This is a genomic window from Bradyrhizobium sp. SZCCHNRI1009, assembly GCF_032487575.1.
In the GTDB taxonomy this organism is placed as follows: Bacteria; Pseudomonadota; Alphaproteobacteria; order Rhizobiales; family Xanthobacteraceae; genus Bradyrhizobium.
Genome location: NZ_JAUEUL010000029.1, coordinates 28,966 through 44,346 on the forward strand (window position 1 = coordinate 28,966; position 15,381 = coordinate 44,346).

The window sequence follows — 15,381 nt, forward strand, 5'->3', positions numbered from 1 at the left end:
CCCGGGAGCGGCTCGATTTCAGGGCCGGCAGCGGTCCATTTCGGGCCCGGAAGCATCACCGGACATCAATCGACATTTCAAGCAGGCAAGTTGTCAACTGGCAAATTGCCCGTCAGCGGAGAACGACCCGTGAAGCGGACTTATCAACCCAGCAAACTGGTGCGCAAGCGCCGTCACGGCTTCCGCGCCCGTCTCGCCACCACCGGCGGCCGCAAGGTCCTTGCCGCGCGTCGCGCCCGGGGCCGCAAGCGTCTCAGCGCCTGAAGCCAGGGCGTCTGTCCCGGAGATTTCCATCATGGATCGGCTACGGCAGCGGGCGGACTTCCTCGCCGTTGCCGATGGCGTGCGGGCGAACAGCCCTGCCTTCGTGGTCCAGCGCCGGGAACGGCCGGACCAGGGCCCGGTCCGGATCGGCTTTACCGTCACCAAGAAGAATGGCACCGCCACGGAGCGTAATCGCATCCGTCGGCGGTTGCGCGAGCTTGTGAAACGGCTCGATCCCTTGTCGATGCGGCCGCACAGTGACTACGTGCTGGTCGGCCGGCGGGATGCTCTGTCACGCGACTTCCAGACCATGCTCGCCGACCTCCAGGCGACGCTCCGCCGCCTCGACCGGCCGCAGGCCAAGCCGCAGCCGCGCAAGCTGAACCAGCAGAACGCTTCCGCTCCGGACGCGCATTCCCGCAAACCGGATTGAACGACGAGACGATAAGAAAACGATGACCGACAATCGCAACACCATCCTCGCCGTCATTCTGTCCGGCCTCGTGCTGATCCTGTGGCAGGTCTTCTACAACGGCCCGCAGATGGAGAAGCAGCGCGCGCAGGCGCAGATGCAGGCCGAGCTCGCCAAGAAGCAGGCGCCGGCAACCCAGCCCGACAGCGCCGCGCCGTCGGCCACCCCGCAGCCGGGCGCGACCGCGACCGGCAGCCCGAGCGCGCCGGGCGGCGCCGTGACCAGCACCGGCGTGATGCCGCGCGACACCGCCATCGCCGCCACGCCGCGCGTCAAGATCGACACGCCGCGGCTGACCGGCAGCATCTCGCTCAAGGGCGCGCGGATCGACGATCTGGCCTTCGTGCAGTACCGCGAGACGGTCGATCCGAAATCGCCGGCGATCGTGCTGTTCTCGCCGTCCAACACCGCCGAACCCTATTACGCCGAGTTCGGCTGGGTGAACGCCGCCGGCGCCAAGGTGCAGGTGCCCGACCAGAACACGGTCTGGCAGCAGGACGGCTCGAATGCGCTGACGCCGTCGACCCCGGTGAAGCTGACCACCACCAACGGCGACGGCCTGACTTTCCAGCGCACCATTTCCGTCGACGACCACTATCTCTTCACCATCAAGGATGACGTCACCAATGCCGGCAACGCGCCGGTGACGCTGTATCCCTACGGCCTGATCTCGCGCCACGGCACGCCGCACGTGTCCGGCTACTACATCCTGCACGAAGGCCTGATCGGCTATCTCGGCGAGAAGGGCCTGCAGGAATTCACCTACAAGAAGATGGACGACGAGAAGGCGGCGAAGTTCGACGTCACCAATGGCTGGCTCGGCATCACCGACAAATATTGGGCGGCGGCGCTGCTGCCGATGACGGATGCCCGCCTGCAGGCGAACTATTCGTCGAAGCTGGTCGACAACCAGCATCGCTACCAGACGGACTATGTCGAGACCCCGCAGACGGTGCCGGCCGGCGGCTCGACCAGCGTCTCCACGCGGCTGTTCGCCGGCGCCAAGGAGGCCGGCGTCGTCGGCATCAACTTCCCGATCGGCGGCCTCGGCGGCTACAACCAGAAGCTCGGGCTGAACCATTTCGATCTCCTGATCGACTGGGGCTGGTTCTACTTCCTGACCAAGCCGATGTTCCTGGCGCTCGACTTCTTCTTCCGTTTCTTCGGCAATTTCGGCATCTCGATCCTGCTGGTGACGGTGCTGGTGAAGCTCCTGTTCTTCCCGCTCGCCAACAAGTCCTACGCCTCGATGGCCAAGATGAAGGCGATCCAGCCGCAGCTCCAGGCGCTCAAGGAGCGCTATCCGGACGACCGGATGAAGCAGCAGCAGGAGATGATGGAGATCTACAAGAAGGAGAAGATCAACCCGGTCGCCGGCTGTCTGCCGGTCGTGCTGCAGATCCCGGTGTTCTTCTCGCTCTACAAGGTGCTGTTCGTCACCATCGAGATGCGACACGCGCCGTTCTATGGCTGGATCAAGGACCTCTCGTCGCCGGATCCGACCAATCTGTTCACGCTGTTCGGGCTCCTGCATTTCGATCCGACCCAGCTGCCGCTGTTCGGGCATTACCTCGCGCTCGGCATCTGGCCGATCATCATGGGCATCACGATGTGGTTCCAGATGAAGCTGAACCCCACGCCGCCCGATCCGACCCAGGCGATGATCTTCAACTGGATGCCGCTGATCTTCACCTTCATGCTCGCGGGCTTCCCGGCCGGTCTCGTGATCTACTGGGCATGGAACAACACGCTGTCGGTGCTGCAGCAGGGCTTCATCATGCGCCGCAACGGCGTCAAGGTGGAGCTGTTCGACAACATCCGCGGCACGTTCAGGAAAAAAGCGGCTTGACGACCAAGGCGGTGTGAGCCGCTGAAGCAACGAACCATCTACCGTGATGGCCGGGCTTGTCCCGGCCATCCACGTTTTGATATTCCGCGCAATGGGCGTGGATGCCCGGGCCTTCGCCGCGCCGAAGGGGCTTCGGCCCCGCAGGCGGGTCAAGCCCGGGCATGACGAAGAGCGAAGGCTTGTCATGACCACCAGCGCCGATGCAGACGACCGCCTGATCGAGAAAGGCCGCAAGCTGTTTGCGCAGGCGTGGCGCTTCACGCACGCATCGCCGTCGATCGAAAGCCTGCCGCCGATGGGGGCGATCGAGGTCGCCTTCGCCGGCCGCTCCAATGTCGGCAAGTCCAGCCTGATCAACGCGCTGACCGGCCAGAACGCGCTGGCGCGCACCTCGCATACGCCGGGCCGCACCCAGGAGCTGATCTTCTTCGAGGGGCCCGAGCATGCGCCGCTGCGGCTGGTCGACATGCCCGGCTATGGCTATGCCGCCGCGGCGAAGACCAAGGTCGCGTCCTGGACCGAGCTGATTCACAAATTCCTGCTCGGCCGCGCCTCGCTCGCCCGCGTCTATGTGCTGATCGATGCCCGTCATGGGCTGAAGGAAGTCGATCAGGAGATCCTCAAGACGCTGGACCGGTCCGCCGTCAGCTATCAGCTCGTCCTGACCAAGGCCGATCAGATCAAGCCGGCCGAGCTCGCAAGCCGGATCGCCGAGACCGAGGCCGCGCTCGCCAAGCATCCGGCGGCGTTCCCGCAGGTGCTGGCGACGTCGTCACGATCCGGCACCGGCATGCCGGAGCTGCGCGCCGCCATGGTGCGGCTGCTGGAAGAGCGGAGCACATGATGACGCCGTGGCGAATCCTGGTCGCAATGGCCGGGCTGATGGGCGCCGCCGGCGTCGCGCTGGCGGCCAAGGCCGCGCACGATCCCGATGCATCCCGGCTCGCGACCGCCTCGACCATGCTGCTGTTCCATGCCTGCGCCCTGCTCGGCACCATCGCGCTGGCCGAACGCGGCGTCGTCGCGAGGCGCATCGGCCTGGCCACGGCGATCGGCTTCGTGCTCGGCCCAGCCCTGTTCGCGGGCGACCTCCTGATGCGGCAGTTCACCGGCGATCGGCTGTTTCCGTTCGCAGCACCGATCGGCGGCAGCCTGCAGATCGCGAGCTGGCTCGCACTCGCGGTGTGCGCGCTGTGGCCGCGGCGGGCCTGATCCGGCGCTTTGCGCCGCGGGCTCCAATCGGCTAGAACGCGGCGCGACGCCCCCGACAGCCGAGACCTCCCAGACATGACCGACGCGACCACCATCAGCCCGCTCGATCAGGCCCGCATCCTGTCCGAAGCGCTCCCGCACATGCAGGAGTATGACGACGAAACCATCGTCATCAAATATGGCGGCCACGCCATGGGTGACGAGGACACCGCGAAGGCGTTTGCGCGCGACATCGTGCTGCTCGAGCAGACCGCGATCAACCCGGTGGTGGTGCATGGCGGCGGGCCGCAGATCGCGACCATGCTCAAGCGCCTCGGCATCGTCTCGGAATTCGCGGCCGGCCTGCGCATCACCGATGCCGCGACCATCGAGATCGTCGAGATGGTGCTGGCCGGCTCGATCAACAAGCAGCTGGTCGGTTACATCAACGAGGCTGGCGGCAAGGCCGTCGGGCTGTGCGGCAAGGACGGCAACATGGTGCGCGCGGTCAAGGCGACCCGCACCATGGTCGATCCCGACAGCCACATCGAGAAGGTGGTCGATCTCGGCTTCGTCGGCGAGCCGGACAAGGTCGATCTCACGCTGCTGAACCAGCTGATCGGCTACGAGCTGATCCCGGTGCTGGCGCCGCTCGCGACCTCGAAGGAGGGCCAGACCTTCAACGTCAATGCCGACACCTTCGCCGGCGCCGTCGCCGGCGCGCTGAAGGCCAAGCGGCTGCTGCTGCTGACCGACGTGCCCGGCGTGCTCGACAAGTCGAAGAAACTGATCCCGGAAATCTCGATCAAGGACGCGCGCAAGCTGATCGCCGACGGCACCATCTCCGGCGGCATGATCCCCAAGGTCGAGACCTGCATCTACGCGCTCGAGCAGGGCGTGCAGGGCGTCGTCATCCTCGACGGCAAGGTGTCGCACGCGGTGCTGCTCGAGCTGTTCACCAACCAGGGCACGGGCACGCTGATCCACAAGTGATGGGCACGGCCGCCACCACATTAAAGGTCGTCATGCCCGGGCTTGACCCGCCTGCGCGGCCGAAGCCGCTTCGGCGCGGCGAAGGCCCGGGCATCCACGCCTTACTCTCTGGTGCTCGCAAAAAGATGGATGGCCGGGTCAAGCCCGGCCATGACGGCGGAGAGGGTGGACGAGCGAAGTCCATCCTGGCGCGCGCTTTACTTGCCCTAACGGTCCTCCTTCCGCTCCTCGCCTTCACCACCCCTGCCCGCGCCGACCTCAAGCTCTGCAATCGCATGAGCTACGTTGTGGAGGCCGCAATCGGCATCGACGAGAAGGCGGCGACCGCAACGCGCGGCTGGTTCCGGCTCGATCCGGCGACCTGCCGCGTGGTGCTGCAGGGGACGCTGACGGCGGACCGCATCCTCCTCTATGCGCGCGCGCTCAGCCTGTATGGCGCGTCGCCGCTCGCCGAGAACGGCAACGACCAGCTGTGCGTGGCGCCCGACAATTTCGTCATCGCCGCCGCCCGGCAGTGCCGCACCGGGCAGACGCCGGCGGCCTTCACACAGGTCACGCCGAGCAAGACTGATGACGGCACCCTGATCGCCTATCTCGCCGAGAGCGCCGAATATGACGACGAGCAGGCGCGGCTCGCCGGCATCCAGCGGCTGCTCGGCATCGCCGGCTATGACGCCTCACCGATCGACGGCGTCGACGGACCGAAGACGCAGGCCGCGCTCGCCGCCTTTCTGAAGAGCCGAGGCCTGTCCTCCGATGTCGTCTCGCAGCCGACGTTCTTCGCCACGATGGTGGACGCGGTACAGACACCGTCGCCGACCGGCCTGACCTGGTGCAACGACACACCTCACAAGGTGATGGCCGCGGTCGGCACCGACGACGGCCGGACTGTCGTCAGCCGCGGCTGGTACCGCATCGATGCCGGCAAGTGCCTGCATCCCGACATCACCGGACAGCCGAAGAAGGTCTACAGCTTCGCCGAGGCGGTCGACGATGAGAACCGCACCATCAAGCTGAAGAACAAGCCGCTGAACTGGGGCGGCCTGGTGCAGCTCTGCACCCGCGAGAACAAGTTCGAGACCTCCGAGCAGGGCGACTGCCCGAGCCGCGGCTTCGCGGCCACCGGCTTCACTTCGGTCGACATCACCCGCGGCGGCAAGACGCTGCGGTTTGCGTTGCCGTGATGGACGCATCGATGAGTCCCGGGATACCGCAACAAATTCCGCCGTCATCCCGGCGAACGCCGGGATCCATAGCCACCGGCCGTGGTTTGGGCCGCCAGCGTCAGCCATCCTGCCTCAAGACAGATCACGCGGTATGGGTCCCGGCGTTCGCCGGGACGACAGCGGAATATGCCGCGCCACTGTGGCCGAATGAACCCACGCATGATGGACCGAGGCACACATGACAAAGTCCCCCCGCGCCTTCGATCACGTCGACACCTGGGTGTTCGATCTCGACAACACGCTGTATCCGCATCACGTCAATCTGTGGCAGCAGGTCGATGCCAGGATCGGCGAATTCGTGTCCAACTGGCTCAAGGTCGATGCGGACGAAGCGCGCCGCATCCAGAAGGACTACTACCGCCGCTACGGCACCACGATGCGCGGCATGATGACCGAGCACGGCGTGCATGCCGACGACTTCCTGGCCTACGTGCACAAGATCGACCATTCGCCGCTGGAGCCGAACTCGGCGATGGGCGCGGCGATCGAGCGACTGCCTGGACGCAAGCTGATCCTGACCAACGGCTCGGTGGACCATGTCGGCGCGGTGCTGAGCCGGCTCGGCATCGCAGACCATTTCCATGGCGTGTTCGACATCATCGCCGCCGAATTGACACCGAAGCCCGCGCGCGAGACCTATGACAAATTCGTCCGGCTGCACGATGTCGATCCGACGCGCTCCGCGATGTTCGAGGACCTCTCCCGCAACCTCGTCGTCCCGCACGACCTCGGCATGACCACGGTGCTCGTCGTACCGGACGGCACCAAGGAGGTGGTGCGCGAGGATTGGGAGCTGTCGGGCCGCGATGATCCGCATGTGGATCATGTGACGGACGATCTGACCGGGTTCTTGCAGCGGCTGGTGGCTGAATAGCTCCGCTGTCGTCCCGGACAAGCGAAGCGTCCGGCGGACATGAGATGCGATGGCCGTCCGACAAACTCAGCGTCGTCCCGGGCTTGACCCGGGACCCATAACCACCGGCGGATGTGTGGGCACGCAAGTGGCTAAGGATGTGCCCAACACGTCTCCCTGTGGTTATGGGTCCCGGATCGGCGCTCGCGATATAAAGTCGTCTCAATAGCGACAGCCGGGCGCTCCGCTTGTCCGGGACGACGCCGGTGGGTGCCTTGACTCCCTTGCCCCAAACCCGGAAAAAGCCGCCCTGCCCCCAGCTTCTACAAGTCTATCCCGGTCGGCCCGGGACCAAGCGAGGATCGACCGATGTCACTGTCCGCCCTGGAATCCACCATCAACAGCGCCTTCGATGCCCGTGATGGCGTCTCGACCACGACCAAGGGCGAGGTCCGCGACGCCGTGGAGAGCGCGCTGGAGCTGCTCGACAAGGGCGAGGCCCGGGTCGCCGAGCGGGGCACGGACGGCAAGTGGAGCGTCAACCAGTGGCTCAAGAAGGCGGTGCTGCTGTCGTTCCGCCTCAATGACATGAGCGTGATCCCCGGCGGCCCCGGCCAGGCGTCGTGGTGGGACAAGGTGCCGTCGAAGTTCGAGGGCTGGGGTGAGAACCGTTTCCGTGACGCCGGCTTCCGCGCCGTCCCCGGCGCGATCGTGCGCCGCTCGGCCTTCATCGCCAAGAACGTCGTGCTGATGCCGTCCTTCGTCAATCTCGGCGCCTATGTCGACGAGGCGACCATGGTCGACACCTGGTCGACGGTCGGCTCCTGCGCCCAGATCGGCAAGCGTGTGCACATTTCCGGCGGCGTCGGCATCGGCGGCGTGCTGGAGCCGCTGCAGGCCGGTCCCGTCATCATCGAGGATGACTGCTTCATCGGCGCGCGCTCCGAGGTTGCCGAGGGCGTGGTCGTGCGCAAGGGAGCGGTGCTGTCGATGGGCGTGTTCCTGGGCGCGTCGACCAAGATCGTCGACCGCGAGACCGGCGAGGTTTTCGTCGGCGAGGTGCCGGAATATGCCGTCGTGGTGCCGGGCGCGCTGCCGGGCAAGCCGATGAAGAACGGCCAGATCGGCCCCTCCACCGCCTGCGCCGTCATCGTCAAGCGCGTCGACGAGCGCACCCGCTCCAAGACCTCGATCAACGAGCTGTTGCGCGACTGATCGAACCCCCATTGCGGTGAAGACGACGAATCTCCGGACGGGCCACGCCGCCCGTCCGGAGATCGCCCATGGATTGGACCTGGTTTCTGTTCCGCTTCCACGGCCGCATCAACCGCGCCAAGCTCTGGCTGTCGCTGCTGGTGATCTTTGGCTGGATGCTCTTCGCCGTAGCGCTGATGGCCGGCGCAAGCCAACTGCTGGGCGGCCCGGCGGTCGCCAAGCTCAATCTCGCCGACATCTTTGCAGTCCTCGACCCCGACACCTTTCGCAGCCTGACGCGTGCCGATCTCCCGTCCGTCGCCGTCCATGTCGTTCTCACCCCGGTCTTCGCCTGGGTGTTTGCTGCGGGCGTCATCAAGCGGCTGCACGACCGCGACAAGAGCGGCTGGTGGATGGTGCCGTTCTTCGTCGGTCCCGGACTGGCCAACCAGTACGCCGAGCGCCTGCCCGGCACGATCCTTCCGACGATCATGGAGGGCCTGACCGCACTGCTCTCGCTGTGGGGCTTCATCGAGTTGTACTGCCTGGCTGGCGATCGTTGGACCAATCGGTTTGGGCCGAGCCCCTTGGCGAAGGTCGGGCCCAGCGGACGCTCCGGCCAGCAGACCCCGCCGCGGGGCGCCTGGGACCAGCACAAGGAGCTGGAATTCGAGCCACATGTGAGCAGCCCCGCTGCTGGTCGGAGCGGCAATCGGCAGCACTAGCCGGCTGCCAAATGAGCATGTTAAGCGGAGGACATGACTGATGCCCTCACCATCACCCGCGACCTGATCCGCTGTCCCTCCGTGACCCCCGCCGATGCCGGGGCGCTCGGCGTGCTCGAAACCCTGCTGAAAGAGGTGGGGTTCACCACGCATCGCGTGACGTTCTCCGAAGCCGGCACTGCCGACATCGACAACCTCTATGCCCGCATCGGAACCGAGGGGCCGCACATCACCTTCGCCGGTCACACCGATGTCGTGCCGCCCGGCGATGAAGCGGCATGGAGCCTGCCCGCGTTCTCGGGCGAGGTGAAGGACGGATACATCTATGGCCGTGGCGCCGTCGACATGAAAGGCGGCATCGCCTGCAGCGTCGCCGCAACGCTGGACTATCTGCGCGACAATGGTGGACGGCCGAAGGGCTCGATATCGTTCCTCATCACCGGCGACGAAGAGGACGTCTCGATCAACGGCACCATCAAGCTGCTGCAATGGGCCGCCGAGCGGGGCGAGCGATTCGACCATTGCGTGCTCGGCGAGCCGTCGAACCAGGAAGTCATGGGTGACTGCATCAAGATCGGCCGCCGCGGCTCGCAGTCCGGCACCCTGATCGTCGAGGGCAAGCAGGGCCACGTCGCCTACCCGCACCGCGCCTCCAACCCGGTTCCGGATATCTCGCGCCTGATCGTGGCCTTGTCGGACGAACCGCTCGATCACGGCAGTGCGCAGTTCCAGCCATCGAACCTCGAATTCACCACCGTCGATGTCGGCAACACCGCCAGCAATGTCATTCCCGGACTGGCGCGGGCGAAGTTCAACATCCGCTACAATGACTGCCATACGCAGGAGATGCTGCGCGCGCTGGTCGAGGAGCGGCTGGCGAAGGCCTGCGGCAACAGCATCCGCGCCTACATCGACTGGCTGCCGTCGAACTCCAACGTGTTCCTGACCAAGCCCGGACCGTTCACCGACCTCGCGGTTGCCGCGATCGAGAGCGTGACGGGCCGCAAGCCCGAGCTATCGACCACCGGCGGCACCTCGGACGCGCGCTTCATCTCGAGCTACTGCCCGGTGATCGAGTTCGGCCTGGTCGGCCAGACCATGCACCAGATCGACGAGCGCGCCTCGGTCGCCGACATCGCCACCCTGACGAAGATCTATCGCGGCATTCTCGATCGCTACTTCGCGTGACCCACTCGCTGCGGATCATTGCGAGCACAGCGAGGGATCCAGGGTGTCTCCGTGGCAGCGGACTTGATCGCTTCGCGCCTCAATTGTGCGCCACCGCGATCTCCAGTGGAGCGGCCTCAATCAGTAGTCGACCTTCACGAGATAGAGCCCTTCCGGTGGCGCGACGACGCCACAGGCGGCGCGATTGCGCGCGGCGAGCGCGGCGGCGAGATCATCTGCGGTCCAGCGGCCCTGCCCGACCCACACCAGCGAGCCGACCATCGAGCGCACCTGGCTATGCAGATAGGAGCGCGCGGAGGTGAGGATGGTGATCGCATCGCCGTCCCTCACGACATCGAGTTGATCGAGCGTCTTCTCCGGCGATTTCGCCTGACATTCCGCATCGCGGAAGGTCGTGAAATCATGCTTGCCGAGCAGCCGCTGCGCCGCCGCATGCATCGCCTCCGAATCCAGCCGCTGCGGCACGCGCCAGACGCGGCCGACCTCGAGCGCAAGATTGGAGCGGCGATTGACGATGCGATAGCGGTAGTGCCGCTTCCGCGCGGAGAACCGCGCTTCGAAGCTGTCGGGCACGATCTCGGCATGGAGCACCGCAACCGGGTTCGGCCGCAGATGCGCGTTGAGTGCGTCGCGCAGCTTGTCGGGGAGGAACTCCTTGGCGATGTCGCAATGCGCGACCTGCCCCATGGCGTGGACGCCGGCGTCGGTACGGCCAGAACCGTGCACGCGCGTCGGCACGCCGCAGGTCGCCTGCACCGCAGCTTCCAGCGCGCCCTGCACCGACGGCAAGGTCGCCTGCAGCTGCCAGCCGCAGAACGGCGCGCCGTCATATTCGATGGTGAGCTTGTAGCGGGGCATCGCCTCGATCGCGTTTGGCCGTCATTGCCGGGCTTGACCCGGCAATCCATCCATGGACGAAGCTTGTTCGCGAGATGGATGCGCGGGTCAAGCCCGCGCATGACGAGCTGAATTGGTCAGCCGAAGCGCCGGCCCGGCGCGACGGGCGTGCCGCGCAGGAAATCCGCGGCTTTCATCGGGCCCTTGCCGGCGCGCTGCAGCTCGGTCACGCGGATGGCGCCGTCGGCGCAGGCGATGGTGAGCTGCTCGTCGAGCACGGCGCCCGGCTCGCCCCGGCCGTCGGCGAGCGCGCAGCGCAGGATCTTCAAACGCACCGCCTCGCCATCGAGCATGACCTCGCTCCAGGCGCCGGGGAACGGCGACAGGCCGTGAATGTGACGCAGCACTGAATGCGCCGGCTTCGTCCAGTCGATCCGCGCCTCGGCCTTCTCGATCTTGGCCGCATAGGTCACGCCGCCCTCGGCCTGCTTCGTCAACGTCAGCCCGCCGCGCGCCAGCGCCGCCATCGCCCGCACCATCAGGTCGGCGCCGATGCGCGACAGGCGATCGTGCAGGTCGGACGCCGTCATCGCGTCAGTGATGGGCAGACGCTCGGCCATCGCGACGTCGCCGGTGTCGAGACCGACATCCATCTTCATGACCATCACGCCGCTTTCGGCGTCCCCTGCCATGATGGCACGGTTGATCGGCGCAGCGCCGCGCCAGCGCGGCAGCAGCGAGGCGTGGAGGTTGTAGCAGCCGAGTTTTGGTGCATCGAGAATCGCCTGCGGCAGGATCATGCCATAGGCGACGACGACGGCGGCGTCGGCCTGGTGGGCGCGGAACGCAGCCAGCGCGTCCTCGGTCTTCAGCGTCTTCGGCGTGAGCACGGGAATGCCGAGCCGCCGCGCCTCGGTCTCGATCGGAGTCGGGACCAAGGCCAAGCCACGGCGGCCACCGGGCTTCGGCGCGCGCGTGTAGACGGCCACGATCTCGTGGCCGTGGCCGGCGAGCTCGAGCAGGGTCGGCACGGCGAAATCCGGCGTGCCCATGAAGATCAGGCGAAGCGGCATCTGGTGCGCCCCTCAAGGCTTCATCCTGCCGTCATGGGCCGGGCTCGTCCCGGCCATCCACGTCGCAATGCCAACGCGAGAGGCAAGACGTGGATGCCCGGGTCAAGCCCGGGCATGACGGAGGAGAGAGTTGATCGTTACTCGCCGGCGCGCTTGGCAGCCTTGGTGAACTTCTTCATCACGCGGTCGCGCTTGAGCTTCGACAGATAGTCGATGAACAGCACGCCGTTGAGATGGTCGATCTCGTGCTGGATGCAGGTGGCGTAGAGCCCCTCCGCATCCTCCTCGCGGACCAGCCCGTCGAGATCGGTGAAGCGTACGCGCACACGCGCCGGCCGCTCGACCTCCTCGTAATATTCGGGGATCGACAGGCAGCCTTCCTCGTAGACCGACAGCTCGTCCGACTTGGCAACGATCTCCGGATTGATGAAGACGCGCGGCTCGCGCTTGCCTTCCCCGTTCGCGTCGGGCTTGGCCAGATCCATGGTGATGACGCGCAGCGGCTGCGCGACCTGAATCGCTGCGAGCCCGATGCCTGGCGCGTCGTACATGGTCTGAAACATGTCGTCGACCAGCTGCCGGATCTCCGGCGTGACCTTCTCGACCGGCTTGGACACCAGCCGCAACTGCCGGTCCGGCAGGATGATGATTTCTCTTAGGGACATGGCGCGCGATTTAAGCCGCGGAACCGGCGCGGTCAATGTGATGGCTCGCAGTTAAGACTTCGCTAACCATGAATTTCAATGTCTCGTTAACCATGATTCTTTACCCGGCCTTAACCATAAATGTTCTCTCTTCGTTCGCGAGCTCTTGCGAATCGGATAGATGGGGGTGATGACCGCCAGCCAGTCCCTCAATCCTGTCGTCGTCATGATCGGCGATCTGCCCGTGCGCGCCAGCGACGCGCTGATCGGGTTTGGCGTGCTGGTTCTGCTCCTGCTGCTGATGATCGTCGCGGCCGTGGTGCGCTCCGGCCGGCGCGGCGCCGAGCTCGCGGCCCAGCAGGCGATGCGCGCCGATGAGATCGAACAGCGGTTCGGCGAGATGATCCGGGTGCAGAGCGAGGCCTCCGGCCGGGTCGACGCGATGGCGCAGCTGCTTGCCGGGCGGCAGGTGGACCTGGCGCGCAGCGTCAACGAGCGGCTCGACGCCGTCACCCATCGCGTCGGCCAATCGATGGAGCAGACCACGCGCCACACCATGGATTCCTTGCGCGTGCTGCACGAGCGGCTCGGCATCATCGACAACGCGCATCGCGATCTCAGCGAGCTCACGACACAGGTCACGACCTTGCGCGACGTGCTCGCCAACAAGCAGTCGCGCGGCGCATTCGGCCAGGCGCGCATGGAGGCGATCGTCCAGGACGGGCTGCCGAAGGGCAGCTACGCCTTCCAGTACACGCTCGCCAGCGGCAAGCGGCCGGACTGCGTCGTGATCCTGCCCGACACGCGGCCGCTGTGCATCGACGCCAAGTTTCCGCTCGAGGCAGTGACCGCGCTGCACGACGCGAAGACGGAGGACGAAAAGCGCGCCGCCGCGCAGCGGCTGCGCACCGACGTGCTGCGCCACGTCAACGACATCGCCGAGAAGTACCTCGTGGTCGGCGAGACGCAGGACACGGCGCTGATGTTCGTGCCGTCGGAATCGGTCTACGCCGAGATCCATGACGGCTTCGACGACGTCATCCAGAGAGCCTATCGCGCCCGTGTCGTGCTGGTGTCGCCGTCGCTGCTGATGCTCGCGATCCAGGTCATGCAGCAGATCATGAAGGACGCGCGCATCCGCGACGCCGCCGACCAGATCCGCAACGAGGTGATCCATTTGGGCGACGACCTCGGCCGCCTGCGCGAGCGCGTGCTCAAGCTGCAGAAGCATTTTGGCGATGTCGGCGAGGACATCCGCCAGATCCTCATCTCCGCCGACAAGATCGAAAAGCGCGCCGCGCGGATCGAGGAGCTCGATTTCAGCAAGCCGGATGCGCCGGCGGACTCTCCGCGCATTGCGCCGGGCGCGGGCGCGACGCCGGACCTGTTTCCGCTGGCGGGGCGGATGCAGGCGGGGGAATGACCGCGGCGTCGCGAAAGCTGTCCAGATCTGCTACCACCCACCGATGACCGCACCTGACGCCGCCTCCGACATCAGAGCAACCGCTGCAAAGCCTGAGGCCAAGCCCGCCCCCACCTGGCGCGAGAGCATGGCCGTCTACCTGCAGCCGCGCGTGCTCGTGGTGCTGTTCCTCGGCTTCTCCTCGGGTCTGCCGCTGGCGCTGTCCGGCTCGACGCTTCAGATCTGGATGCGCGAGCTCGGCGTCGATCTCGGGACCATCGGGCTGTTCGCGCTGGTCGGCACGCCCTACACGCTGAAATTCCTTTGGGCGCCGCTGGTCGACGCGCTGCACGTGCCGCTGCTGACGCGCGCCTTCGGGCGGCGGCGCGGCTGGCTGGTGTTCGCGCAATTGCTGCTGATCGCGGCCATCCTGCTGCTGGCCGTGACTGACCCGGCGCATGCGCCGTTCATGGTCGCGCTGGCCGCGCTGCTGGTCGCCGCGATGTCGGCGACCCAGGACATCGTGGTCGATGCCTTCCGCGTCGAGAGCCTTCCGGAGAGCGAGCAAGCCGCGGGCATGGCGGCGTATGTCGCCGCCTACCGCATCGGCATGCTGGTCTCGACCGCCGGCGCGCTGGTGGTGGTCAGTGCATTCGAGAACTCGGGGTTGACGCGTCCGTCGTCCTGGATGTGGGGCTATGTCGCGATGGCCGGAATGGTGCTGATTGGCACGATCACGGCCCTCGCGGCGACCGAGCCGGCACAGTCGCAGCAGGCGGAGGCCGCGATGGGCGCGGACACCGCGCTCACCCGCGTGATGCATGCGGCCGCCGGAGCCTTCGTCGAGTTCCTCAGCCGACGTGATGCGCTCACGGCGCTCGCCTTCGTCGTGCTGTTCAAGTTCACCGACGCCTTCTCCGGCACGATGACCGCGCCGTTCGTGATCGATCTCGGCTTCAGCAAGGTCGACTACGCCGCGATCGTGAAAGGCGTCGGCCTCGCCGCCACGCTCGCCGGCGGCTTTGCCGGCGGCTTCGTCGCGCGGCGCTATTCGCTCGCCACCAGCCTGTGGATCGGCGGCATCGTGCAGGCGCTGGCCAACCTGTCGTTCTCATGGCTCGCCATCGTCGGCGTCAATCAATGGGCGCTGGCGCTGGCGATCTCTGCGGAGAACTTCACCAGCGCGATCGGCACCGTGATCTTCGTCGCCTATCTCTCTGCGCTGTGCCAGAATCCGCTGCACACCGCGACCCAATATGCGCTGCTCACCGCACTCGCCGCGGTTGGACGAACCTATCTGTCATCGGGCGCGGGCTATGTGGCGAAGGCGACCGGCTGGCCCACATTCTTCGTCATCTGCGCGCTCGTCGCGATCCCGAGCCTCGTGCTGCTTGCTTGGCTGCAGCGGCGCGGGCATTTCGATGAATTGGGGCCAGTGAAGGTCTAGCTGCCGCCTGGAGTTAGACTGTC

General features: G+C 66.3%; 16 protein-coding genes. 13 read left to right on the top strand and 3 right to left on the bottom strand.

Annotation, left to right across the window (positions count from 1 at the left end; translation table 11 throughout):
• The first annotated feature begins 129 nt into the window (after window positions 1–129).
• From rpmH to dapE, 11 genes are all read left to right on the top strand, one after another.
• The gene (gene rpmH, locus QX010_RS30000) at window positions 130–264 is read left to right on the top strand and encodes a 50S ribosomal protein L34 (RefSeq protein WP_006609582.1); all 135 of its coding nucleotides are present in this window, start codon (window positions 130–132) and stop codon (window positions 262–264) included.
• A 31-nt stretch (window positions 265–295) separates the two neighbouring features.
• On the top strand, window positions 296–697 hold the full coding sequence (gene rnpA, locus QX010_RS30005) for a ribonuclease P protein component (RefSeq protein ID WP_315800470.1): 402 nt from the start codon (window positions 296–298) through the stop codon (window positions 695–697).
• Between the two features lie 22 nt (window positions 698–719).
• A complete protein-coding gene (yidC, locus tag QX010_RS30010) occupies window positions 720–2,585 on the top strand; it encodes a membrane protein insertase YidC (protein ID WP_315800471.1) in 1,866 nt (621 codons plus the stop codon).
• A gap of 184 nt (window positions 2,586–2,769) precedes the next feature.
• Window positions 2,770–3,429 carry a ribosome biogenesis GTP-binding protein YihA/YsxC gene (gene yihA / locus QX010_RS30015; RefSeq protein WP_315800472.1) on the top strand — a complete coding sequence of 220 codons (660 nt, stop codon included), beginning with the start codon at window positions 2,770–2,772 and terminating at the stop codon, window positions 3,427–3,429.
• Window positions 3,426–3,797: a DUF423 domain-containing protein gene (locus QX010_RS30020; RefSeq protein WP_316183285.1), complete on the top strand. Its 372-nt coding sequence runs from the start codon at window positions 3,426–3,428 to the stop codon at window positions 3,795–3,797. The genes yihA and QX010_RS30020 overlap by 4 nt, the downstream gene beginning before the upstream one ends.
• A gap of 75 nt (window positions 3,798–3,872) precedes the next feature.
• Window positions 3,873–4,769: an acetylglutamate kinase gene (gene argB / locus QX010_RS30025; protein ID WP_315800474.1), complete on the top strand. Its 897-nt coding sequence runs from the start codon at window positions 3,873–3,875 to the stop codon at window positions 4,767–4,769.
• Window positions 4,770–4,894: 125 nt separating this feature from the next.
• On the top strand, window positions 4,895–5,953 hold the full coding sequence (locus QX010_RS30030; RefSeq protein ID WP_316183286.1) for a DUF1036 domain-containing protein: 1,059 nt from the start codon (window positions 4,895–4,897) through the stop codon (window positions 5,951–5,953).
• A 220-nt stretch (window positions 5,954–6,173) separates the two neighbouring features.
• Entirely contained in the window at window positions 6,174–6,869 is a 696-nt protein-coding gene (locus QX010_RS30035) for a pyrimidine 5'-nucleotidase (protein ID WP_316183287.1), read from the top strand.
• Window positions 6,870–7,217: 348 nt separating this feature from the next.
• Entirely contained in the window at window positions 7,218–8,063 is an 846-nt protein-coding gene (gene dapD, locus QX010_RS30040) for a 2,3,4,5-tetrahydropyridine-2,6-dicarboxylate N-succinyltransferase (protein WP_315800476.1), read from the top strand.
• Window positions 8,064–8,131: 68 nt separating this feature from the next.
• Complete coding sequence (locus QX010_RS30045; protein ID WP_316183288.1) at window positions 8,132–8,767, top strand: DUF805 domain-containing protein; 636 nt, start codon at window positions 8,132–8,134, stop codon at window positions 8,765–8,767.
• Between the two features lie 33 nt (window positions 8,768–8,800).
• A complete protein-coding gene (dapE, locus tag QX010_RS30050) occupies window positions 8,801–9,955 on the top strand; it encodes a succinyl-diaminopimelate desuccinylase (protein WP_316183289.1) in 1,155 nt (384 codons plus the stop codon).
• Between the two features lie 120 nt (window positions 9,956–10,075).
• Here the strand turns inward: dapE and truA are convergent, their stop codons facing one another.
• The 3 genes from truA to def form a co-directional block, all read right to left on the bottom strand.
• Window positions 10,076–10,813, bottom strand: a complete 738-nt coding sequence (gene truA, locus QX010_RS30055; RefSeq protein WP_316183290.1) for a tRNA pseudouridine(38-40) synthase TruA — start codon at window positions 10,811–10,813, stop codon at window positions 10,076–10,078.
• A 116-nt stretch (window positions 10,814–10,929) separates the two neighbouring features.
• The gene (gene fmt / locus QX010_RS30060; protein WP_316183291.1) at window positions 10,930–11,865 is read right to left on the bottom strand and encodes a methionyl-tRNA formyltransferase; all 936 of its coding nucleotides are present in this window, start codon (window positions 11,863–11,865) and stop codon (window positions 10,930–10,932) included.
• Between the two features lie 137 nt (window positions 11,866–12,002).
• The gene (gene def / locus QX010_RS30065; protein WP_315800481.1) at window positions 12,003–12,530 is read right to left on the bottom strand and encodes a peptide deformylase; all 528 of its coding nucleotides are present in this window, start codon (window positions 12,528–12,530) and stop codon (window positions 12,003–12,005) included.
• Window positions 12,531–12,699: 169 nt separating this feature from the next.
• Between def and QX010_RS30070 the strand changes: the two genes are divergently transcribed.
• Complete coding sequence (locus tag QX010_RS30070; protein ID WP_316183292.1) at window positions 12,700–13,932, top strand: DNA recombination protein RmuC; 1,233 nt, start codon at window positions 12,700–12,702, stop codon at window positions 13,930–13,932.
• A 43-nt stretch (window positions 13,933–13,975) separates the two neighbouring features.
• The gene (locus tag QX010_RS30075; protein ID WP_315800482.1) at window positions 13,976–15,358 is read left to right on the top strand and encodes an AmpG family muropeptide MFS transporter; all 1,383 of its coding nucleotides are present in this window, start codon (window positions 13,976–13,978) and stop codon (window positions 15,356–15,358) included.
• Window positions 15,359–15,381 lie beyond the last annotated feature (23 nt).